Origin of the sequence: Longispora albida DSM 44784 (assembly GCF_000379825.1) — a bacterium.
Lineage (GTDB): Bacteria > Actinomycetota > Actinomycetes > Mycobacteriales > Micromonosporaceae > Longispora > Longispora albida.
On the sequence record NZ_KB903813.1, the window covers coordinates 360,816 to 381,215 of the forward strand.

Below are 20,400 nucleotides of genomic sequence, written 5' to 3' on the forward strand. Positions count from 1 at the left end.
GAGGGGGCAGCCATGAGCACACCAGCAGGTGCGGGGGCGGAACCGGACAAGGCGGGCAAGAACCCTGAGGCTGAGGCGGAGCCTGGACCGCACGACCCGATCCAGGACGAGGAGCACGCCCCGAAGACGGAGAGCCTGCCCCCGCCTGCCCCGGCCATAGCTCGGGCGCCCGTTCCTGAGAAGAAGAGCAGGACCGGGCTGTACCTCGTCCTCGGCATCCTCGGCGGCCTGCTCGCGCTGCTGCTGATCTGCGCGGTCGCCGGCGTCGTGATCTGGCAGGTGGCCGACCGGGACGACGACAAGCGGTCCTCCGGCAGCCTGAACAACCCAATCGCCGACGAGGGCATGGAGTTCACCGTCACCAAGGTCGACTGCGGGGTGAACCGGGTCGGCAACGAGTACCTGAACCGGATGGCGCAGGGCCAGTTCTGCCTGGTCACCCTCGGCATCCGCAACGTCGGTAAGGACCCGCTGGTGTTCCACGGGCAGTTCCAGCTGGCGCACGGCCCCGGCGGGTACCGGTACGCGCCGGACGGCACGGCCAGCGTCCTCGCCAGCCTGGACACCGCAGCCCCCGGCACGACGGAGATCAACCCTGGCAACGGGATGGAGACCATGATCGCGTTCGACATCCCGAGGTCGGCGACCCTCTCGGAGCTGGAGCTGCACGAGTCGCGCTATTCGCCCGGCGTGCGCGTGAAGGTGACCTAGTGATCGTGGGACCCTTCACGTCGCCATGGCGACCTGAGGGGTCCCACGTTCTTTGAAAAAGGGCGTGTCAACTGCACTATCGAGGTCTGCGAAGTCTTAGAGTCACCAGGTGTGACTTTGATTGATGCCGATGTCGTGACCGGGCTGGCCCCCGCGGGGCTCCGGTTCGTCGAGTTCGATACCGCTGACGACCGGCTGCCGGTCGCGGCCGTCGACGCCGCCCAGAGCTGCCCCGGCAGCGAGGGCCGGATCGACGGCGAGGCTGTCGCCATCACCGACCCCGACCGGGCGGCCCGGCTGAACGCGAGCTGGCACCGGCTCGCGGCCGAGCACGGCCTCTTCGACGCCGAGGGCGAGTTCCTGCTGCTGCTCGCGGGGAGCTGGGCGCGCGTCCGGCTGCTGCCGGAGTGGGACCTCGCCGGAAGCCAGCTGCCGGCGCTCGGTGGCTACGGCGTACCGGAGTTCACGGCACTGTCCCTCGACGGCCGGGTACTCACCCGGGTCACCCGCTGGGCCAACGGGACCGTGGGGGTGCTCGTCATCCGGCGGCCGGGCACGGTGCCGACGATCCGCAGGTACGTGGAGTCGATGGGCCGCAACCGGTACCTGAGCGCTGACGAACGCGCCGCGGCACGCCGTTGGCTCGCCATGTGGTGACGTGACGTGGGCATGACACCGGCCGGCGGGCAGGCCCTAGGATCAGGGCCATGACAGCCGAGGAGTTCGCCGCGCGCTTCGGCGGGGAGGCCAGCGAGAGTGCTGGCGGGCCGTGGTCGAGGCCCGTCGCCGACGTGCCGGCCGAGCGCTGGGCCGAGGCGATGGCAGCAGCGAAGGCCGATGGCCTGACCTACTTCGACTGGCTCAGCGCTGTCGACGAGCTCGACGACGGTTTCCGGGTCGTGGTGCACCTCTGGTCGGTACCGGAGAAGAGGGGCCTGCTGATCCGGACGCTGGTGCCGCGCGACAACCCGGCGGTGGCATCGATCGTCGGCGTCTTCCCTGGTGCCGCGTGGCACGAGCGGGAGACGCACGAGATGTTCGGTGTGGACTTCCCCGGCAACGCGAACCTGGCCAGGCTGCTGCTGCCCGAGGAGTTCGAGGGCACGCCGCTGCGCAAGGAGTTCGTGCTGGCCAGCCGGGTCGCGAAACCGTGGCCCGGCGCGAAGGAGCCAGGCGAGGGCGCTGAGGGCAGCGCCAAGCGCGCGCCCATGCGCCCGCCCGGCGTGCCCACCCCGGAGGAATGGGGGCCGCGCCGGTGATCCTCGACATCGCGATCCGGCTCGCGGCCGTGCTGGTGGCCTTCCTGACCCTCCCGCTGATCGTCGGCCAGATGGAACACAAGGTCATGGCGCACATGCAGGGCCGCCTCGGCCCGATGTACGCCGGTGCCTTCCACGGCTGGGCGCAGCTGATCGCCGACGGCGTCAAGTTCGTGCAGAAGGAGGAGATCGTGCCGGACGCCGCCGACCGGCGCGTCTTCCGGCTGGCCCCGATCCTGGCCCTCCTGCCGTACCTGCTGATCCTGATGGTCATCCCGCTCGGCCCGGACGGCCTGGTCGCGCAGGGCCTCGACATCGGACTGTTCTTCGTCCTCGCCGTCATGGGCGTCGGCGTGGTGGCCGTGCTGATGGCCGCCTGGTCGAGCGGCAGCAAGTACTCGCTGCTCGGCGGGCTGCGTGCCGCCGCACAGCTCCTCGGCTACGAGCTGCCGCTCGTGCTGTCCGCCGCGAGCGTGGCGATGGCCGCCGGCACCCTGTCGCTGAGCGGCATCGTGGAGGCCTGGCAGCCGTGGTGGCTGGCCTGGCAGCTCCCGGCGCTGTTCGTCTTCTTCACCGCCGGCCTCGCCGAGCTGCGCAGGCCGCCCTTCGACGCGCCGATCGCCGACTCGGAACTCGTGTTCGGGTACATGACCGAGTACACCGGGCTGCGGTTCGCGTTCTTCCTGCTCGCCGAGTACGTGGGCATCGTGGTCATCTCCGCCCTGACCACGGTGCTGTTCCTCGGCGGGTGGAAGGGTCCCTTCCTCGACGACTCGCTCGGCTGGGCCTGGACCCTCCTCAAGACGATGGCGGTCGCCTTCGTCATCATCTGGCTGCGCGTGGCGTACCCCCGGCTCCGGGAGGACCAGATCCAGCGGTTCTGCTGGCTGGGCCTCGTACCGCTCGCGCTCGCCCAACTCGTGCTGACGGCGGTGGTGAAGGTTGCCTGAGGATTCTGCGAAGAGTACTCCGGGTAAGGGTCTGCTCCAGGGGCTCGGTGTCACGCTCAAGACGATGCTGAAGCCGGCGCACACCGAGCAGTACCCGGACGTGCAGCCCAAGCTCCCGCCCCGCACGCGCGGCGTCATCGCGCTCCAGGAGGAGAACTGCACCTCCTGCATGCTGTGCGCCCGCGAGTGCCCCGACTGGTGCATCTACATCGACTCCCACAAGGAGACGGTGGAGGTGCCCGGTGCCGCCCGGCCCCGGCAGAAGAACGTGCTGGACCGCTTCGCCATCGACTTCTCGCTGTGCATGTACTGCGGGATCTGCATCGAGGTCTGCCCGTTCGACGCGCTGTACTGGTCGCCGGAGTTCGAGTACGCCGAGCACGACATCCGCAACCTGCTCCACGAGAAGGACCACCTGGGGCAGTGGATGGCCACCGTGCCGCCACCCCCGGCGCACGACCCGAACGGCGAGCCGGCCAAGGAGCAGACGGCGGCGGAGAAGAAGCGGTGACAGTTACCGACATCCTGCTGCTGGCGCTGGGCGCTGTCGCGGCCGGTTCCGCGCTGCGTGTGGTCACCACGACGCACATCGTCCGGGCCGGCCTGTGGCTCGTGGTCGCGCTCGGCGCGATGGCAGCCTGCTACCTGGTGCTCACCGCCGAACTCGTCGCCTGGGTCCAGGTCCTGATCTACGTGGGCGCCGTCGTCGTGCTGCTGCTGTTCGCCACCATGCTCACCCGCGCCCCGATCGGCCCCAGCCCAGAACTGGACCGGGCACGATTCCCCGCGGCGTTGATCGGCCTGGGCTCCGGCGGCGGACTGGCCGCGCTCTTCATTTTCGGTTACCGGTGGGGGAAGGCCGAACTGGCTGCTCCCGGTACGGCCGGCGTCCTCGGCAAGGAGATCTTCTCCGGCTGGGTGCTGCCCTTCGAGGTGCTGTCCATCCTGCTGCTGGCGGCCCTGGTCGGCGCGATTGTCGTATCGAGAGGGGAGCGGAGCTGATGCATCCCGTCATCCCCTACGTGATCGCCGCTGTGCTGTTCGGCATCGGCGTCTACGGCGTACTCGTCCGGCGGAACGCCGTGCTGGTGCTGATGGCCGTCGAGCTGATGCTCAACGCGGTGAACCTGGTGCTCGTGACGGCTGACGTGACGCTGCGCCAGTACACAGGACAGACTTTCGCTCTTTTCGTGATCGTCCTGGCGGCGGCGGAGATCGGCGTCGGCCTGGCACTGGTCCTCCAGCTCTACCGGCTGCGGCGCTCGATCGTCACCGACGACGTCGCTGTGGACTACGACGTGGCTGTGGACAACCCTGTGGATAACTCTGTGGACAACGCCGCCGACCGGGAGGCGGCCCGATGACGACCTTCGCCTGGCTGCTGCCACTGGCCCCGCTGGTGGCTGCGGCGATCGGGTTCTTCCTGCCCCGAGACACGATCAGGCCGGCCGCGATCGTCGGGTCCCTCGGCGCGCTCGTGGCCCTGGTCTCGGCGGTCGTGCTCGTGACGGGCGACGCGTCCGACGTGGTCAGATCCGGGCGGGAGCTGGGCCAGTTCGGCGGGCTGACCGTCCGGCTGGGTATCAGCGCCGGCTCGGTCGCGGCCCTGGTCGCGGTGGCCGTCGGCCTCGTCGCGCTCGCCGTCCAGGTCTACTCGTCGAGCTACCTGCATGGCGACGCGAACTACGCGCCGTACGCCGCGCAGATCAGCCTGTTCACGGCCGCGATGATGACCGTCGTCGTCGCCGACGACCTGCTGCTCCTGCTCATCGGCTGGGAAGTCATGGGCGCGTGCTCGTACCTCCTGATCGCCCACGACCGCAAGCTGCCCGAGGCACCCGGCGCGGCGGTGAAGGCCTTCCTGGTGACCCGGGTCGGTGACATCGGCTTCCTGGTCGGCATCGCGATCCTCGCCGTGCAGGCCGGGACGCTGGACATCGGTTCTGTGATCACGAAGGTGGTCGAGGGCGGGATCTCGGCCGGCTGGATCACGGCTGCCGCGTTGTGCCTGCTGGCTGGCGTGTTCGGCAAGAGCGCCCAGTTCCCGCTGCACTCCTGGCTGCCCGACGCGATGGCAGGCCCGACCCCGATCAGCGCCCTCATCCACGCCGCCACGATGGTCGCGGCCGGTGTCTATGTGGTCGCCAGGCTCAACCCGCTGTTCGCCGCCTCGCAGACGGCGCTGGCCGTCCTGGCGATCGCGGCCAGCATCACCATGCTCTGGGGCGCCTGCTGCGCGATGGCCGCCGAGGACATGAAGAAGGTGCTGGCCTGGTCGACGGTGAGCCAGCTCGGGTACATGACCGGGGCGCTCGCGATCGGATCGAGCAAGGCGGCACTGTTCCACCTGCTCAGCCACGCCGCCTTCAAGGCTCTGCTGTTCCTGTGCGCGGGTGCCGTGATCCACGCGATCAGCTCGAACCTGATCGCCGACGCCGGTGGCCTGCGCAAGCGGATGCCGGTGACGTTCTGGACCATGACGATCGGGCTCGCGGCGCTGGCCGGGCTCCCGCCGGTCAGCGGCTTCTGGAGCAAGGAACTCATCCTCGCCCAGGCCGAGCACGCCCACGGCTGGCAGGGCCGGGTGGTCCTGGTCGCCGGCCTGCTGACCGTCGTCCTCACCGCCTGGTACTCGACGCGGCTGTGGCTGCGCCTGTTCTTCGGCCACTACCGGGGCGAGGCGGCCAAGCCGCACGACCCGCCGGCCGCGATGAGCTGGCCGCTGATCGTCCTGTCAGTACTGGCAGCGGGCTTCGGCCTGTTCGGCGTGCTCAGCCCGGCGTTCCGCGCCCGGCTCGGCGGCGGCGAGCTGGCCAGCCTCGGCCTGCTGACGGCCGTCGTGCTGTTCGGCGTCGCGATCGGCGCGCTGACAGCCCGGCAGGGTGCGGCAGAGCGCGACCCGGCGGCCATGCTCGGCCCGCTGCGTACGGTCTTCGCGAACGGGTTCTACTTCGACGCCGTCCAGGACGCCCTGGTCACCCGGCCGGTCAAGGCTCTGGCCCGCGCGGTCAAGCGCGTGGACGTGTCCGGAGTGGACGGTGTGGTCGAGGGGCTCGGTACGGGTACGTCCTGGATCGCCAAGGGCGTCAACCGGGTGCACGCCGCCGGCCTGCCCCGCTACGCGACTGCCACCCTGGGCGGCGTGCTGCTGATCGCCATCGCGGCGCTGGCCACGGAGGTACTCCGATGATCATGATCGCGCTGCTGGTGGTGTCGGCGCTCGGCGCGCTGGCCGCCTTCCTGCCGGCCCAGTTCGCCCGGTTCGTGAGCACCGGCCTCGCGGCCCTCGCGTTCGGGCTGAGCCTGGCGATGTACGCGACCGGGGCCGGCTTCTGGCACGAGTACGACAAGCCCTGGGTGCCCGGCCTCAACCTCCGCTTCCACCTCGGAGTGGACGGCATCTCCTGGCCGCTGATCGTGCTGACCACGCTGCTGACCCTGCTGTGCTGCGGGTACTCGCTGTGGAAGACCCCGGACAGCCGGCTCATCGGCCTGCTCCTGGCGATGCAGACCGGCATCGTCGGCGCCTTCCTCGCGCTCGACCTCGTGCTGTTCTTCGTGTTCTTCGAGGTCATCCTGCTCCCGATGTACGCGGTCATCGCCGGCTGGGGCGGCCCGGCCAAGCGCGCCGCCGCCCGCAAGTTCGTGCTGTACACACTGTTCGGCTCGATGCTCCTGCTCCTCGGCGTGTACCTCGTCGTCGACCAGACCGGCTCCGCAGACCTCGCTGCCCCGAAGGGCACGGCGACGATGGCGGCCTTCGTCTTCCTCGCGCTGGGCTTCGCGGTCAAGGCTCCGCTGTGGCCGCTCCACACCTGGCTCCCCGACGCGCACAGCGAGGCGCCGACCGTCGGGTCGGTCATGCTGGCCGGGGTGCTGCTGAAGCTGGGCACGTACGGGCTGATCCGCGTCGCGATCCCGGTCGCGCCCGAAGCTGCGGCCAAGGCTGCCCCGGTCCTCGGCGGGCTGGCCGTCGCCGCGATCCTGATCGGTGGCCTGGTCTGCCTGGCGCAGACGGAGCTGAAACGGCTCATCGCGTACTCCTCCGTCGGCCACATGGGCTTCGTGCTGCTCGGCATCGCGACCATGAGCGCGACCGGCCTCCAGGCCGCCCTGATCGGCAACCTCGCACACGGCCTCATCACCGGCCTCCTGTTCTTCCTGGTCGGCGCGATCAAGGACCGCACGCACACCGGGGAGCTGTCCCAGCTCGGCGGGCTGCGGGACAGCTCGCCGTGGCTGGCGGGCATCCTCGGCTTCGCGGCCCTGGCCTCGCTCGGCCTGCCGGGCCTGGCCGGCTTCTGGGGTGAGGCGTTCGCGGTCATCGCTGCCGCCCAGCGCGGCTGGTGGCTCGGCGCGGCCCTGGCTGCCGTTGGCGGGGCGCTCGCCGCGGCGTACCTGCTCCGGATGCTCCGGAAGGTCACGCACGGCTCCTCGCCGCCCCGGCTCACTGGGCCGGCCGGCTACGAGCTGGCCGCCTGGGTACCCCTGGCCGTCCTGACCATCGCTGTCGGGCTCGCCCCGCTGCTGATCACCGACGTGACCGGTCCGGCCGTCGACGCGCTCGTGGAGGCGATCCAGCGATGACCCAGACGATCGACCACGTCGCGCTGCTGCCGCTGTACCTCGCGGCCGGCACGGCACTGCTGGTGTTCATCGCCGACCTCGTCGTACCGAACCGGACGGTGTCACTCGTGGCCGGTGCGGCCGGCTCGGTCGCGACGGCCGCCGGTGCGCTCCTCATCGAGAACAGGTCGTCCTTCTGCTCGGCCCAGGGCTGCTCCTACGTGTTCGACCAGCGGGCCCAGGTCTTCGCCGTGCTGTTCGCCGCCCTGACCGCCGTCGTGTACCTGCTGTCGGCCCGGGTGGAGGCCGAGCCGGGCGAGTACGCCTTCCTGCTCGCCTGCTCGATGGCCGGCGGCGTGACCCTGGGCGCGGCCCGCGACCTGATCACGTTGCTCGTCGCCCTCGAAACCCTGACCCTGCCCCTGTACGCGCTCGTCGCCCTCCGCCGGGGCCGCAAGAGCGCCGAGGGCGCCGTCACGTTCTTCGTCGTGTCGGTGATCGCCACAGCCGTGACGCTCCTCGGCGCGGCCCTCCTCTACGCGACCAGCGGCACGGTCTTCCTCTCCGGCCTCAACCAGCCGGTCACCGGCCAGCTGCTGCCCCTGGCGACCGTGGGCGGCGGGCTGTTCCTGGTCGGCCTGGCGTTCAAGGTCGCCGCGGTGCCGCTGCACGGCTGGGCGCCCCCGACCTACGACGGCGCCCCGCTGCCCGTCGCGCTCTACCTCTCCACAGCGTCCAAGCTGGGCGGCGTCGTAGCCCTGTTCTACGTCGCGCCGCTGCTGCGGGGGAGCGCGCCGCTGCTCGCCATCCTGGCCGTCGTCACGATGACCGTGGGGAACCTGGGGGCGCTCCGGCAGTCGAAGATGGTCCGGCTGCTCGCCTGGTCGTCCATCGCGCAGGCCGGCTACGTCCTGGCCGCGCTGGTCGTGTCGGGCCCGGCGGCCCTGGCCTACATGATCTTCTTCGTGCTGATGGAAGCCGTCGCGTTCGGTGCCGTCCTCGCGGCCCGGGGCAGCGCTGCCGACGGCGGGTCCCTCGACGCGTACCGGGGCCTCGGGCGGCGCTCGCCCTGGATCGCCGGGGCCCTCACCCTGGCCCTGGCCGGCCTGGCTGGCCTGCCGCCGGGCTTCGCCGGGCTGTTCGCGAAGATCACGGTCGTGAAGGCGCTGCTGGGCGGCCAGTACTCCTGGCTGGCCGTCGTCGTCGCCCTCAACGCCGTGGTGGCCCTGGCCTACTACGCCCGGGTCGGCGCGTCTCTCTTCGCCGTGGCCCCCGGCGAGCCGAAGCACCGGGTCGCCTGGCCGGTCGCGACGGGCCTGGCCCTCGCGACGATCGCCACGGTCGTCCTCGGCTTCGCCCCGCAACTGGTCCTCGACGCGGCTGGCCTCTGAGCAGGTACAAGATCAAGATCTTGATCTTGTGCCTGCAGCGCACAAGCCGGACTGCCCGCTACCCGGTCAGAGGCGGCCTCTCTTTCGTGGCATAGATCGCGGAAGGCCGGCCCCCGCCGTACGGTTGTATCAAGTAGCAGCCTGTCGACAGGGGGTTACTCGGTGCACAAGAACGGGCTCAAGACGGCAGTACTTCTCGGCGCCCTCACCGGCATGATCATCCTGGTCGGCGCGTGGCTGGGCGGCACCCGGGGCATCCTGATCGCCGGCGTGGTCTCGCTGGTCATGAACGGCGTGACCTACTTCTTCTCCGACAAGCTCGCGCTCAGGGCGATGCGCGCGGTACCCGTGACAGCCGAGCAGGCCCCCGAGCTGTACTCGATGGTCCGCGAGCTCGCCGACAAGGCAGGCCAGCCGATGCCGAGGCTGTACGTCAGCCCGGCGGCGCAGCCCAACGCCTTCGCGACCGGCCGCAACCCGCAGAACGCCGCCGTGTGCGCCACGCAGGGCATCCTCCAGCTGCTCGACCGGCGCGAGCTGCGCGGGGTGATCGGGCACGAGCTGTCCCACGTCTACAACCGGGACATCCTCATCTCCAGCGTGGCCGCCGCGCTCGCCGGGATCATCACGATGCTCGCCAACCTGGCGATCTTCATCCCGATCGGCCGCTCGGAGGACGACGACGGCCCGGGCATCCTCGGCCTGCTGCTGCTCATGATCCTCGGCCCGATCGCCGCGGCGCTGATCCAGCTCGCGATCAGCCGGAGCCGCGAGTACCAGGCCGACGCCTCCGGTGCCGCGCTCACCCAGGACCCGCTCGCCCTGGCCAGCGCGCTCCGCAAGATCGAAGCGGGGGCGAAGGCGCTGCCGCTGCCGCCGACCGGCCAGCTGGAGAGCACGGCGCACCTCATGATCGCGAACCCGTTCCGCCCCGGCGGCCTGGCCGGCCTGTTCTCGACCCACCCGCCGATGGCCGAACGCATCGCCCGCCTCGAAGCGATGGCCACGGGCACGTCGTACCGCTGACCAAGATCGTGGGACCCCTCACGTCGTCATAGCGACGTGAGGGGTCCCACGAGCCTCAGATCCGCTGCCACAGCGCCGGAGTGTTCGGCGGCTCCCAGCCTGTCATCGAGGTGTGCGCGATCGTGCACCGGTACGACAGCCCGCCGTACGTCACCACCGCGCCGACCTGGTAGTACACCCCGGCCCGCCACGTACCCGTGCTGGTACCGGTAGGTGTGGGCCGCGGGCTCGTCGTACCGGTGGTTGTCGGCGTCGGGCTGGGCGACTGCGGGATGTTCAGCACGAAGTCGAACGTCGCCTCCCGCCCGCCGCCGACGTTGCGCACGTTCATCAGCAGCCTCGGGTCGAACAGCGAGTCGGTGTTGTTGCGCGGCTCGCCGGGGAAGTACAGCTGCGTGGTGAGGATCGGCCGGTTGGGCGCCTGGACCTTCACGTGGATGTGCCGGGTCCGGCCAGGGTAGAGCCCCGGCACGATCGTCGTCAGGCTGAACGCGCCCTGGGCGTTCGTGAACTGGTGGCCGCGGAACCGGTACGTCGTGTTGTCGTAGTTCCCGCCGTTGTCGGCCATCCAGAAGTCCAGCAGCACGTTCGAGATGGCCCGGCAGCCCAGCCCGAACACCCACCCGGTGAGGGTCAGCCGGGTACCGGCCCCGTCCAGCATGGTCGTCCGCTGTGGGGAGTTGGGCTTGAAGTACGGGCCCTCCATCTGCGGGGGAGTGGGATCGTCCCCGTCGTCGCAGAACGGGGTGGGCTCCAGTTCCTGCCCGGCCATCGCCGGCCCGGTCATCGCGGCTGCCCCGACCAGGAACGGTGCCGGGATCGCCGCCGCTGCCGCCTTGAGGAGATTCTTACGGGTGATGGACACCTGTGGCCTCCTAGCTTCTCTCCGGCCGTCGCGGCCCGGCGGGAGGCCCCGCCAGCGCTGACCGGAGAACTCCGGAATACCGGAGGGAACTCCGGTGTACCGAAGCTAAGGCGGCTAATAACGCACGTCGATGGACTCCCCGGGGTAAACGTGGTGTTTTCCGCCGAGCTCCCGCCGGAAGTCCCCGGGGCTGCGGCCGGTCTCCCGCCGGAAGAACCGGCAGAAGTACGCGGGATCCGCGAAGCCCAGCTGCCTGGCCACCTGACCGACCGTCAGGCTCGTGCTGCCCAGCAGCCTGCGCGCCTCCAGCGCCTGGGCCTGCCGGATCAGCTTGCCCGGCGTCCGGCCGGTCACGGCCCGCACCACCTCCGTGAGGTAGCTGGCCGACACGCCCATCTCCGCCGCGAACTCCGGTACGCCCCGCCCGGACCAGCCCGGCTGGGCGAGCAGCCGCGTGAAGCCCTGCGCGACCAGCGTGGCCCGGTCGCCACCACCGGAGGGCAGGCCGTCGCCGGGGAGCCGGCAGGCGCGTACGAGAAAAATGTGCAGCAAGGCCTGCAGGACAGTGAGGAAACCGGCCTCCCGCCGGTCAAGCTCATCCTGCATCTGCTGCATCAATCCACTGAACAACAGGCACTGCTCGGACGTCAGTCCCAGCCAGGGCCGCAAGGCCTGCCAGGCATCCCGGTCCCTCGGGTGCCCGACGAGGAAGTCCTCAGTGAACAGCAGCACCCAGCCATCGAGATCCGTCACATCGTGCCAGTAGTGCACCTGCCCCGGCGTGATGAACCCGAGGTGCGGCGGATCGAGCGGATAACCGGCGAAGTCCAGGACGTGCGACCCGGAACCGCTCGTCACCAGCACGATCTCGTGGAACACGTGCCGATGTGGATGGTCCGCCCGCGACAGTGGCCCGATCGAGTCAAAAGTACCGATCGCGAACGGCACCCGCTCCGGCTCCGGCACGCACAACCGGTGCAGCGGGACGGCAGAGCTCGAGGTCATGGTTCATCATCGGTCATCACTGCCCGATCCGCCCGTGCCAAACCCCTCATACCACCGGCGGAACGGGCTCAGCTGCCCAGTTCCGCCGGTGGCGCGACCACCTACCGGTAGTTGGTGAACTGGAGGGCGATCTCGAAGTCCTTGCCCTTGAGCAGCGCGATCGTCGCCTGGAGATCGTCGAGCTTCTTTCCGGTCACCCGGAGCTGGTCGCCCTGGATCTGGGCCTGCACGCCCTTGGGGCCCTCGTCGCGGATCGCCTTGGAGATCTTCTTCGCCTTCTCCTGGTCGATCCCCTGGACGATCTTGCAGTCCAGCTTGTAGATCTTCCCGGACTGGCGCGGCTCGCCGGCGTCGAGCGCCTTGAGCGAGATCCCCCGCTTGATCAGCTTCTCCTTGAAGACGTCCAGCGCGGCGAGAAGCCGGTCCTCGGTCTCCGCCTGGAGCGCGATCGCGTCCTCACCCGACTTGGTGATCTCCGCGCCGGTACCCCGGAAGTCGAACCGCTGCGACAGCTCCTTGGCCGTCTGGTTCACCGCGTTGTCGACCTCCTGCTGGTCGGTCTTGCTGACGATGTCGAAGGAGGGATTTGCCAACGTTGCTCCCAAATATGCGTATAGCCGGCCGATGGACGAACCTTTAGAAGGTACCCGCTTGCGCGGCCCCCGGGGCTTATGGCTATCCTTGCTTCCGCTGCCTGCTGATGCCGGTAGCGAACACCCGGCGGGTTGCCCGAGCGGCCAATGGGAGCGGACTGTAAATCCGTCGCGAAAGCTACAGAGGTTCGAATCCTCTACCCGCCACGTGGTGTAAGGAAAGGCCCCTGACCTGGGGAAACTCAGGTCGGGGGCCCTTCTCGTGTCCTGGCGGGACAGTCCGGCTGATCATGGCTGTCCACGGCGGACCTGGCGCATGACGGGCAAAGATCGCAGTCTGGGCGCTGACGTCAGCGTGTCGAACGGCTGACTCCTGTGTGAACCGGACCACACAGCGGCTGTAGGGCTAGAGGCGTGAGCGGGTGTGCTGCCGTGGAAGCGGCGGCGACTCAATGTGGGTTGTAACTGTGGGCGGGGCACTCCGTCACGATCCTCAGGCTCTCCGGGTCGAAGCTGAAGGAGCGCGTCTCGCGCGACGACAGACCCCCCGTCACCCGCACTTTGCCCGGTTCGAGGAACACGGCTTTCTCCGGCAGGCGGCCGCAGTGCAGCCGCGTCTGACGGCTCCACCTCCCGGACCGCTCCCGGAGCGTCACCTGCCCGCCATCCACCAGCACCTCGTGCCGGCCGTCCGCCGACTGAGCCAGGACACGGCCGGTCGGCCCGGAGACCAGGTCCACCGTGATGAAGGACAGCGTCAGCAGGGCCAGGACGGCCATGCCCAGCGCCCAGCGCATCCAGCTACGGTCCCTGCGGTGATCGGACCAGCTCGGGCCGCGCCGCTCCCAGCGGAGCCGGAGCAGGTAGACGCCGAACGGTACGGCCAGCAGCACCGCCAGCGGCTGGTCGAGCCAGCGGTCCACCACGACCAGGCGCCAGGGGTTCCACGCGCCGACGACTCCGGTGACGGCGAGCACGGAGGCAGCCAGGAACAAACCCCAGGCGATCCGGCGATGGGCAGGGCTCACCGGCAGCGGGCCGGCGGGGTCATCAAGAGGGGTCATGTGCCGAAGTATCCGGCCCTGACCAGGCATTTGTCTGTCCCGTCGGCTGCGTTGCACGCCACAGAGCCGAGGTCATTGCAGCCGACTCGCAGCCCCGCCAGATGACGCACAGAAAGGCCCCAGCCAGGCAGGGCCTTTCCGGTACCCGGCCGCCTACCCCCGGTACGGCGGCACCGCCCACCGCCACCGCGGCATCGGAGCGTCCACCGAGCCCTCGGCCCCCGGCGCGGAGTAGATGACGGCCATCCGCGTCCCCCACTCCAGGTACCCGACCAGCGAAGCCCGGAACTCCGGGTCGTCCGGCAGCCCAGCCTCGTCGGCCGCGTCCATCATCCGGCCGACCCAGCGCCGGCGCTGTGCCTCGGTGATCCCCTTGCCGAGGTGGTGGCCCACCATGTCGGCGTGCCCGCCCCGTTCCTCGCTGTACCGGGCCGGCCCGCCCAGCACCTCACCCAGCCACATGGCCACGTACCGGGGGTGCGCCGGGTTCATGCTCGCGAACAGCGGCCCGATCAGGTCGTCCTCGCCGACGCTCGCGTAGAAGACGCCCGTCAGCCGTTCCAGGGCGTCCGCGCCGCCGGCCCACTGGTACAGGCTGGGCACGGCCCCGCCATCTCCGGTGACACCGGTGACGACCGCGTAGTGCCGCATCTCCTCGATCGCCTCGACGTACGGCCGGATCTCCGCGAAGAAGCCCGCGAAGTGCGGCCCGCCCCGGAACTTGCTGAGGTGCTCCTCCGCTGACGTCCAGGTGATCCGGAGGACGTACGCCGAGGGCTCGTCCGTGCTGCGGCTCAGCTCGTAGGCCTCGCACTCGGGCGCGGCGGCGAGGAAGGCTGCCGCCCTGCCGTACGCGGCCTCGAACTCCGCGGCGTCCCGGTCACCGAGCTGGTACCGGATGTACTCGACGATCATCCAACACTCTCCTCTGTGGACTGACTTGCAGGCGTAACAGTGTAATCACTGATGATCAGATGTGACCTACGATACAGAACGGTTCCGTATCGAAAACCTCCCCGCAGGCATACGCTGAGCCGTATTGTTTACGGAACAGACTCGTATCGAATAGCGGCCTGCCATGCACGCAGGACCGGATCGCCGGCCCTCCTGCCGGAGTAACGGAGCGAACGTCGTGACACAAACCCCCGCGCCGGCCGGGCACACCGGCCACCCGAAGCGGTGGAGCATCCTGGGCGTCCTCGTGGTCAGCCTGCTGGTCGTGGTGCTCGACAACACCATCCTCAACGTGGCGATGAAGACCATCGCCGACCCGGTCCACGGCCTGGGCGCGACCCAGAGCCAGCTCGAGTGGGCGATCAACTCCTACACGCTGGTCTTCGCCGGCCTGCTGTTCACCTTCGGCATCATCGGCGACCGGATCGGCCGCAAGAAGATGCTCCTGACCGGCCTGGTGCTGTTCGGGATCGCATCGCTGGCCTCTGCCTACGCCCAGGACCCCGGCCAGCTCATCGCGGCACGCGCGCTGATGGGCCTCGGCGGTGCGGCGATCATGCCAGCCACGCTGTCGATCATCTCCAACGTCTTCGACCCGAAGGAACGCCCCAAGGCCATCGGCATCTGGGCCGGGGCCGTGGGCCTCGCCGTCGCGATCGGCCCGGTCCTCGGCGGCCTGCTGCTCGAGAACTTCTGGTGGGGCTCGGTCTTCCTGATCAACGTCCCGATCATCGCCATCGGCCTGGTCGCGGTCTTTTCCCTGGTACCGGAGAGCAGGGACCCAGCCCCCGGCAAGATCGACTTTGTTGGCGTGCTGCTGTCCATCGTCGGCCTGGGGCTGTTCGTGTACGGCATCATCACCGGCGGCGAGTCCGGCGACTGGTCGCACCCCGAGGTCTGGGGCACGATCGCGCTCGGCGCGCTGGTCCTGGCGGCCTTCGTCTACTACGAGAGCCGCATCGACCACCCGGCCCTCGACGTACGCCTCTTCCGCGACCCCCGGTTCGCCGCGGCTGTCTCTGCCGTCGGCCTGGTGTTCTTCGCCGCGATGGGCGTGATGTTCTTCGGGGCGTTCTACCTGCAGATGGTCCGCGGCTTCAGCCCGATCGAGACCGGCCTGCTCTTCCTGCCCTTCGCCGCAGCGCAGCTCATCTTCGCTCCGCGCAGCGCCGGCCTGGTCAGGAAGTACGGCGCCAAGGCGGTCTGCGCCACCGGCATGTTCCTGGTGACCTTCGTCCTCGGCGCGTTCATGTTCGTCGGAGAGTCCACGCCGGTCTGGGTGCTCCTGGCCCTCTGGTTCATCCAGGGCGCCGGCATGGCCAACGTCATCCCGCCGACCACCGAGGCCGTCATGGCCTCGCTGCCCCGGGAGAAGGCCGGCGTCGGCTCCGCCGTCAACAACACGATCCGCCAGGTCGGCGGCGCGCTCGGCGTCGCGGTTCTCGGCTCGGTCCTCTCCCAGGTGTACCGGAGCGAGATGGACAGCCACCTGGCCACCTTTCCGGTCCCTGCGGCTGTCAAGGAACAGGCTTCGGAATCGATCGCAGCGACGTACTCGGTCGCGACCGAACTCGGGCAGGCCGGCCACGCGCTGATCGCCCCGGCCAACAGTTCCTTCGTCGAAGCGATGAACTGGACGGCCGCAGGCTCGGCCCTGGTGGCCCTCCTCGGCGCCCTGGCCGTGCTCCGCTGGCTCCCCGGCCGCCGCCCCGCAGCGGTACCGGAGGCCAAGAGTGAGCCCAGCAAGACGGCCCAGCCAGAACTCGCTGATGTCGGCTAATGTGACCGGCGATGACTGAGACAACGACGCAGAGTGCTCCGCGGCCGCCCGGCCGGCCGCGGAGTGCCCACGCTGACGGAGCGATCATCGACGCCGTCCTCGACCTGCTCGCCGAGGGCACCACGGTCGAGGCGCTGTCGATGGAGGCAGTGGCCGCGCGGGCCGGTGTGGGCAAGGCCACGGTCTACCGGCGGTGGCCGCACAAGGACGCGCTGCTCCTCGACGCGGTGGCCTCGCTCAAGCACCCGCTCGAGGAGCCGCCCGGCCGCAGCCTCCGCGAGGACTTGGTCCTTTTGATGAACAAGGCGTGGGAGGCCCACGACAGCCGGGCAGCGAAGATCATGCCTTGCCTCATTCCCGAACTTCAACGTGAGGGCGCACTCCGCACGCAGTTTCTGGAGTTCATGGACCGGAGGCGCGAAGTCATGCGTGACGTACTCCGCCGCGGCATGGCCTCGGGCGAGCTCCGTCCCGATCTGGAAATTGAGCTGGTGCTTGTACTCCTTTCAGCGCCTATGCTGATGGCTACCGTCGGCAACGCGCCGAAACTGAACGCTGAAGGGCTGGCCGAGCGAGTAGTCGATGCAGTACTAAAGGGCATCGCCTGCTAATTTTTCTGTATAAAACGGACAATGACCTCCCAGTTTCGCCGCGAGTACCGTAGTCTCTGGCTACCACCTCATACCCGCCGCGGCGACGGCTGCTGTGATCGAGCCGTTTCGTACTTCCGTGTGCGCTCTCCTGTATGGCAGGATGGGCAACAACTTCCCTGTCCTCAGGCCGGTCTAGAGGTGCTAGTAATGAAATCTGTGACGGTCGTCCGGCGGAAGGTCGCCGTAGCACTTGCTGGCGCTGCATGCGCCGTTATCGGAGTCCTTGGTGTCACGGCGAGCCCTGCATCGGCCGAGGACGTCATCTGGCTCTCGTCCCAGGACAGCGCGGCGACCTCCGTGTCGACGCCGTCGTTCAAGGACGTGATCTGGTTGTGACCGCGCCCGGCTGCCGCCGGCGCTCTACCGCTTGCCGTAGCTGAGGTCAGCAGTGCGCAACGCGGAGGCGAAGCGGGACACGAGTGAGGGTCGGCTGTGGCTCGCTACGGCCGCCGCGGTTCTGTGCGCTGTGGCGCTGATCCTCCCTGTCGCGTATCGCTCCGAACACGAGGTCGAACCGCTTCTCGCTGTTCTCTTTTTCGTTTTCTTCTCCGTCGCCGAGCGGACCTTCCTGACCGTCGAGTTCCGTCGTCAGGTCTACGGATACAACGCGGTCGAATTCCCCCTTCTGCTCGCGCTCTTCTATCTTCCGCCCATCTGGGTTGTCATCACCCGGGTGCTGGGCGTGGCCGTCTCCTACGGATATCGGCAGCAGCCAGTCAAAGCGCTATTCAACATCGCGCAGCGCGGCGCCGGCACCGCCGTCGCCGGCCTGGTCATCCTTCCGCTGGCAGGCAAACTCGATGTGACGAATCCGGTGCACTGGATCGTCCTGATCGGAGCGGCCGAAGCCGGCAGCCTGGTCAGCATGGCGGCCGTCGCCGGGGTCCTGACCATCGCGCAGGGCTGGATGGGGTTCCGTTCGCTGGCCCGGGTGACGCTGCGCAACCAGATGGTGTGCACGGTCAACGCCATCATCGGCCTGATCGTCCTCCTGGCGCTGAACACCTCGCTGTGGGCCATCGCCTGCCTGATAGTGCTCGGTGGCGTCGTCGGCGCCGCGTACAGGGCGTACCAGCGCTCGCTCCAGCAGCACAGGAGCCTGACAGAGCTGTACGACTTCACGCAGGCCGCCGCCCAGGCGCGCGAGTCCGGCAACCTCGCGGACGTCCTGCTCGTGCGGGCACGCAAACTCCTCAACGCCGAGTACGCGACACTGTGGTTGCCAGAGACCAAGCGGCACCCCGAGGTCCTGCTGACGGCCCGGATCGACGACAAGGGCCTCAGCGACCGGCCCGTCACGCCGACCTTGTTGCGTGCCAGGGCGATGGAGGTCGACAAGACTCTCGTGGTCGGCCCGAAGACCGGCGACGCCGACCTGCGCGCCCTGCTGGTCGAGAACGGCAAGAAGGACGTCATCGCGGTGCCGCTCCGCTCGGGTACGGCTGTGATCGGCACGCTCGAGGTCGTCGACCGGGTCGGTGACCTGAACACTTTCGACCCGCACGAGGTCCGTCTACTGGAGACGCTCGCTGCGCACGTCGCCGTCGCCGTCGAGAACTCGCGGCTCGTTGACCGGCTCCGGTTCGACGCGTACCACGACAGCCTGACCGGCCTGCCCAACCGGCGCCGCATGATCGCGATGCTCGAGGAGGCCGTGAAGATCAGTGCTCCCGACGTCGTGGCCGTCCTGCTGTTCGATGTGGACGGTATGCGCGACGTCAACGAGTCGATGGGCCACCAGGCCGGCGACAAACTGCTCGCCGAGGTGGCGCACCGGCTCCGGGAGCTGGCCCCGGCCGCGGCGCTCGTCGCCCGGGTCGGTGGCGACAAGTTCACCGTGATGCTGCGGGTCGAGACGACGGCCGAGGCTGTCGAGCTGGCCGGCAAGCTCCGGGCGGCTCTCCAGGAGCCCATGCGGCTCGGCACACTCAACCTGGACGTGGACACGGCCGTCGGCCTGGCCATGCACCCGGAGCACGGCAGCGAGCCAGAGGTGCTGCTCCGCCGGGCCGATCTCGCTGTCCACGCGGCCAAGCAGACCAACTCGCACATCCAGCCGTTCCACCTGGCGCTGGAGTCGGGTTCCACCCGGCGGATCGGCCTGGCCGGCGACCTGCGCCGCGCACTGGACTCCGGCGAGCTGGAGGTCTACTTCCAGCCCAAGGTGGCCCTCGCCGACCGCAGGCTGGTCGGCGTCGAGTGCCTGGCCCGCTGGGAGCATCCGGCGCACGGCTCGGTGAGTCCTGGTGACTTCATCGCGGTCGCCGAGCACACGGGCCAGCTCGGCCGCCTGACCGAGGTGGTGCTCCGCGAGGGGCTGCGCCGGTGCCGGGAGTGGGCTGACGAGGGCCGCCCGCTCACCGTCGCGGTGAACCTCTCTCCGCGTACCCTGATCGACCCCGACTTCCCCGCGCAGGTCGGCGAGCTGCTGACCGAGTACGGGGTGCCGCCGGAGCGGCTCACGCTGGAGATCACGGAAGACGGCATGGTGGCCGGCCCTGACCGGCCGATGCCGACCCTGCACCGCCTCCACGATCTCGGCGTCCGGCTCTCCGTCGACGACTTCGGCACCGGCTACTCGTCCCTGTCGTACCTGCGCCGGCTGCCCGTGCACGAGGTCAAGGTCGACCGGATGTTCGTGCAGGGCATGGCGACCGACCCGGGTGACCTGGCGATCGTCCGCGCCGTGGTCGACCTGAGCCGCCACTTCGGGCTCAGCGTCGTCGCCGAGGGTGTGGAGAGCGAGCTCACCCTGGCGCTGCTGGAGGAGATGGGCTGCGACGTCGGGCAGGGCTTCCTGTTCAGCCGTCCGCTGCCGTACGAGCGGCTGGAGACGTGGTTCGCCGCCCAGACCATCACCGAGGAGGCGTCGTTCGGCGGGGCCGTCCGGCGGCTCCGCGCGGTGCCGTAGCCCGCCCAGCCCGTCATAGCGCTCTGACCTGCGGTTTTACCGCGCGTGCCCCCTCGTTTTGCGCGGTGGCGGCGTGGTGTGTATGGTTACCCGTGTTCGCTTCACGAAGCGGAACGCCCCTTTAGCTCAGTCGGCAGAGCGTCTCCATGGTAAGGAGAAGGTCTACGGTTCGATTCCGTAAAGGGGCTCTTCGCTTGCCGGGGTAACCCGGGAAGTTGCAGGCAGGCTCGTTGGCCTGGCTTGGCGGTGTAGCTCAGATGGCAGAGCAAGCGGCTCATAATCGCTGTGTCGCCGGTTCAAGTCCGGCCACCGCTACTGCGGCGGGCGCCACAGGCGCCCGATTTTTATGTCCGCGAGTATGCGGGTAGGCTGTGATACCGGCTAACCCGTGATCCAAGCAGGAAAGGCACTCCCGTGGCCAAGGCGACCGACGTACGACCGAAGATCACTATGGCTTGCGTGGACTGCAAGGAGCGGAACTACATCACGAAGAAGAACCGGCGGAACGACCCCGACCGGATCGAGCTGAAGAAGTTCTGCCCGCGCTGCGGCAAGCACACCGCGCACCGCGAGACGCGCTAACTCTCAGCTCGTCAGCTCAAGCTTCTGGAAGCGCCGCCCACCGGCAAGGTGGGCGGCGCTTTCGCGTTGCCCCCAGTTCCCTAGGATGGT

The 20,400-nt window shown here is 69.2% G+C and carries 20 protein-coding genes and 3 tRNA genes; 18 read left to right on the forward strand and 5 right to left on the reverse strand.

The genetic code is table 11. From position 1 onward, the window contains the following. Positions 1 to 12 precede the first annotated feature (12 nt). The 11 genes from A3G1_RS37990 (at position 13) to htpX (ending at position 9,903) form a co-directional block, all read left to right on the forward strand. Positions 13 to 711: a DUF4352 domain-containing protein gene (locus A3G1_RS37990; RefSeq protein WP_018347724.1), complete on the forward strand. Its 699-nt coding sequence runs from the start codon at positions 13 to 15 to the stop codon at positions 709 to 711. A gap of 111 nt (positions 712 to 822) precedes the next feature. Further along, on the forward strand, positions 823 to 1,368 hold the full coding sequence (locus tag A3G1_RS32685; protein ID WP_211216201.1) for a hypothetical protein: 546 nt from the start codon (positions 823 to 825) through the stop codon (positions 1,366 to 1,368). Between the two features lie 50 nt (positions 1,369 to 1,418). Next, positions 1,419 to 1,970 carry an NADH-quinone oxidoreductase subunit C gene (locus A3G1_RS0101695; RefSeq protein ID WP_018347726.1) on the forward strand — a complete coding sequence of 184 codons (552 nt, stop codon included), beginning with the start codon at positions 1,419 to 1,421 and terminating at the stop codon, positions 1,968 to 1,970. Continuing rightward, positions 1,952 to 2,920, forward strand: a complete 969-nt coding sequence (locus A3G1_RS0101700) for a complex I subunit 1/NuoH family protein (protein ID WP_018347727.1) — start codon at positions 1,952 to 1,954, stop codon at positions 2,918 to 2,920. Before A3G1_RS0101695 ends, A3G1_RS0101700 begins: the two co-directional genes overlap by 19 nt. Then, on the forward strand, positions 2,913 to 3,431 hold the full coding sequence (locus tag A3G1_RS0101705) for a NuoI/complex I 23 kDa subunit family protein (RefSeq protein WP_018347728.1): 519 nt from the start codon (positions 2,913 to 2,915) through the stop codon (positions 3,429 to 3,431). Before A3G1_RS0101700 ends, A3G1_RS0101705 begins: the two co-directional genes overlap by 8 nt. Beyond that, positions 3,428 to 3,922, forward strand: coding sequence for an NADH-quinone oxidoreductase subunit J family protein (locus A3G1_RS32690; RefSeq protein ID WP_018347729.1), 495 nt, complete (start codon positions 3,428 to 3,430; stop codon positions 3,920 to 3,922). The genes A3G1_RS0101705 and A3G1_RS32690 overlap by 4 nt, the downstream gene beginning before the upstream one ends. Then, positions 3,922 to 4,284, forward strand: a complete 363-nt coding sequence (gene nuoK, locus A3G1_RS0101715) for an NADH-quinone oxidoreductase subunit NuoK (RefSeq protein ID WP_018347730.1) — start codon at positions 3,922 to 3,924, stop codon at positions 4,282 to 4,284. The genes A3G1_RS32690 and nuoK overlap by 1 nt, the downstream gene beginning before the upstream one ends. After that, positions 4,281 to 6,110 carry an NADH-quinone oxidoreductase subunit 5 family protein gene (locus tag A3G1_RS0101720; protein WP_018347731.1) on the forward strand — a complete coding sequence of 610 codons (1,830 nt, stop codon included), beginning with the start codon at positions 4,281 to 4,283 and terminating at the stop codon, positions 6,108 to 6,110. Before nuoK ends, A3G1_RS0101720 begins: the two co-directional genes overlap by 4 nt. After that, positions 6,107 to 7,507 (forward strand): complex I subunit 4 family protein, encoded by a 1,401-nt coding sequence (locus A3G1_RS0101725; RefSeq protein WP_018347732.1) that lies wholly within the window; start codon positions 6,107 to 6,109, stop codon positions 7,505 to 7,507. The genes A3G1_RS0101720 and A3G1_RS0101725 overlap by 4 nt, the downstream gene beginning before the upstream one ends. Further along, positions 7,504 to 8,877: an NADH-quinone oxidoreductase subunit N gene (locus A3G1_RS0101730; RefSeq protein ID WP_018347733.1), complete on the forward strand. Its 1,374-nt coding sequence runs from the start codon at positions 7,504 to 7,506 to the stop codon at positions 8,875 to 8,877. The genes A3G1_RS0101725 and A3G1_RS0101730 overlap by 4 nt, the downstream gene beginning before the upstream one ends. Before the next feature lie 162 nt (positions 8,878 to 9,039). Continuing rightward, the gene (htpX, locus tag A3G1_RS0101735) at positions 9,040 to 9,903 is read left to right on the forward strand and encodes a zinc metalloprotease HtpX (RefSeq protein WP_018347734.1); all 864 of its coding nucleotides are present in this window, start codon (positions 9,040 to 9,042) and stop codon (positions 9,901 to 9,903) included. 55 nt (positions 9,904 to 9,958) lie between these two features. On the opposite strand, the gene A3G1_RS0101740 is transcribed toward htpX, so the two are convergent. The 3 genes from A3G1_RS0101740 to A3G1_RS0101750 all read right to left on the reverse strand — a co-directional run bounded on the left by A3G1_RS0101740 (position 9,959) and on the right by A3G1_RS0101750 (position 12,366). Beyond that, positions 9,959 to 10,768: a dioxygenase family protein gene (locus tag A3G1_RS0101740; protein ID WP_018347735.1), complete on the reverse strand. Its 810-nt coding sequence runs from the start codon at positions 10,766 to 10,768 to the stop codon at positions 9,959 to 9,961. A 114-nt stretch (positions 10,769 to 10,882) separates the two neighbouring features. Next, positions 10,883 to 11,773, reverse strand: coding sequence for a helix-turn-helix domain-containing protein (locus A3G1_RS0101745; protein ID WP_018347736.1), 891 nt, complete (start codon positions 11,771 to 11,773; stop codon positions 10,883 to 10,885). Between the two features lie 101 nt (positions 11,774 to 11,874). Further along, complete coding sequence (locus tag A3G1_RS0101750; protein ID WP_018347737.1) at positions 11,875 to 12,366, reverse strand: YajQ family cyclic di-GMP-binding protein; 492 nt, start codon at positions 12,364 to 12,366, stop codon at positions 11,875 to 11,877. 126 nt (positions 12,367 to 12,492) lie between these two features. Here A3G1_RS0101750 and A3G1_RS0101755 point away from each other — a divergent pair. Continuing rightward, a tRNA-Tyr gene (locus A3G1_RS0101755) sits at positions 12,493 to 12,573 on the forward strand. Between the two features lie 242 nt (positions 12,574 to 12,815). Here the strand turns inward: A3G1_RS0101755 and A3G1_RS0101760 are convergent. After that, positions 12,816 to 13,430, reverse strand: a complete 615-nt coding sequence (locus tag A3G1_RS0101760; protein WP_157640846.1) for a hypothetical protein — start codon at positions 13,428 to 13,430, stop codon at positions 12,816 to 12,818. A gap of 153 nt (positions 13,431 to 13,583) precedes the next feature. Next, the gene (locus A3G1_RS0101765; RefSeq protein WP_018347739.1) at positions 13,584 to 14,345 is read right to left on the reverse strand and encodes a group II truncated hemoglobin; all 762 of its coding nucleotides are present in this window, start codon (positions 14,343 to 14,345) and stop codon (positions 13,584 to 13,586) included. A gap of 217 nt (positions 14,346 to 14,562) precedes the next feature. Here A3G1_RS0101765 and A3G1_RS0101770 point away from each other — a divergent pair, with 217 nt between their 5' ends. The 6 genes from A3G1_RS0101770 to rpmG all read left to right on the forward strand — a co-directional run bounded on the left by A3G1_RS0101770 (position 14,563) and on the right by rpmG (position 20,310). Next, complete coding sequence (locus tag A3G1_RS0101770; RefSeq protein ID WP_018347740.1) at positions 14,563 to 16,164, forward strand: MFS transporter; 1,602 nt, start codon at positions 14,563 to 14,565, stop codon at positions 16,162 to 16,164. 11 nt (positions 16,165 to 16,175) lie between these two features. After that, positions 16,176 to 16,775 (forward strand): TetR/AcrR family transcriptional regulator, encoded by a 600-nt coding sequence (locus A3G1_RS0101775; protein WP_018347741.1) that lies wholly within the window; start codon positions 16,176 to 16,178, stop codon positions 16,773 to 16,775. 430 nt (positions 16,776 to 17,205) lie between these two features. Beyond that, the gene (locus A3G1_RS0101785; protein WP_018347743.1) at positions 17,206 to 19,728 is read left to right on the forward strand and encodes a putative bifunctional diguanylate cyclase/phosphodiesterase; all 2,523 of its coding nucleotides are present in this window, start codon (positions 17,206 to 17,208) and stop codon (positions 19,726 to 19,728) included. A gap of 115 nt (positions 19,729 to 19,843) precedes the next feature. Further along, positions 19,844 to 19,916 (forward strand) — tRNA-Thr (locus tag A3G1_RS0101790). 54 nt (positions 19,917 to 19,970) lie between these two features. Continuing rightward, positions 19,971 to 20,043 (forward strand) — tRNA-Met (locus A3G1_RS0101795). Positions 20,044 to 20,142: 99 nt separating this feature from the next. Continuing rightward, on the forward strand, positions 20,143 to 20,310 hold the full coding sequence (rpmG, locus tag A3G1_RS0101800) for a 50S ribosomal protein L33 (protein ID WP_018347744.1): 168 nt from the start codon (positions 20,143 to 20,145) through the stop codon (positions 20,308 to 20,310). Positions 20,311 to 20,400 lie beyond the last annotated feature (90 nt).

Excerpts from the sequence above, each read along its gene's own strand:
- A3G1_RS37990 (WP_018347724.1), top strand. The coding sequence starts at position 13 with ATGAGCACACCAGCAGGTGCGGGGGCGGAACCGGACAAGGCGGGCAAG.
- A3G1_RS0101695 (WP_018347726.1), top strand. The coding sequence starts at position 1,419 with ATGACAGCCGAGGAGTTCGCCGCGCGCTTCGGCGGGGAGGCCAGCGAG.
- A3G1_RS0101700 (WP_018347727.1), top strand. The coding sequence starts at position 1,952 with ATGGGGGCCGCGCCGGTGATCCTCGACATCGCGATCCGGCTCGCGGCC.
- nuoK (WP_018347730.1), top strand. The coding sequence starts at position 3,922 with ATGCATCCCGTCATCCCCTACGTGATCGCCGCTGTGCTGTTCGGCATC.
- A3G1_RS0101720 (WP_018347731.1), top strand. The coding sequence starts at position 4,281 with ATGACGACCTTCGCCTGGCTGCTGCCACTGGCCCCGCTGGTGGCTGCG.
- A3G1_RS0101725 (WP_018347732.1), top strand. The coding sequence starts at position 6,107 with ATGATCATGATCGCGCTGCTGGTGGTGTCGGCGCTCGGCGCGCTGGCC.
- A3G1_RS0101730 (WP_018347733.1), top strand. The coding sequence starts at position 7,504 with ATGACCCAGACGATCGACCACGTCGCGCTGCTGCCGCTGTACCTCGCG.
- A3G1_RS0101745 (WP_018347736.1), bottom strand. The coding sequence starts at position 11,773 with ATGACCTCGAGCTCTGCCGTCCCGCTGCACCGGTTGTGCGTGCCGGAG.
- A3G1_RS0101760 (WP_157640846.1), bottom strand. The coding sequence starts at position 13,430 with ATGACCCCTCTTGATGACCCCGCCGGCCCGCTGCCGGTGAGCCCTGCC.
- A3G1_RS0101765 (WP_018347739.1), bottom strand. The coding sequence starts at position 14,345 with ATGATCGTCGAGTACATCCGGTACCAGCTCGGTGACCGGGACGCCGCG.
- A3G1_RS0101775 (WP_018347741.1), top strand. The coding sequence starts at position 16,176 with ATGACTGAGACAACGACGCAGAGTGCTCCGCGGCCGCCCGGCCGGCCG.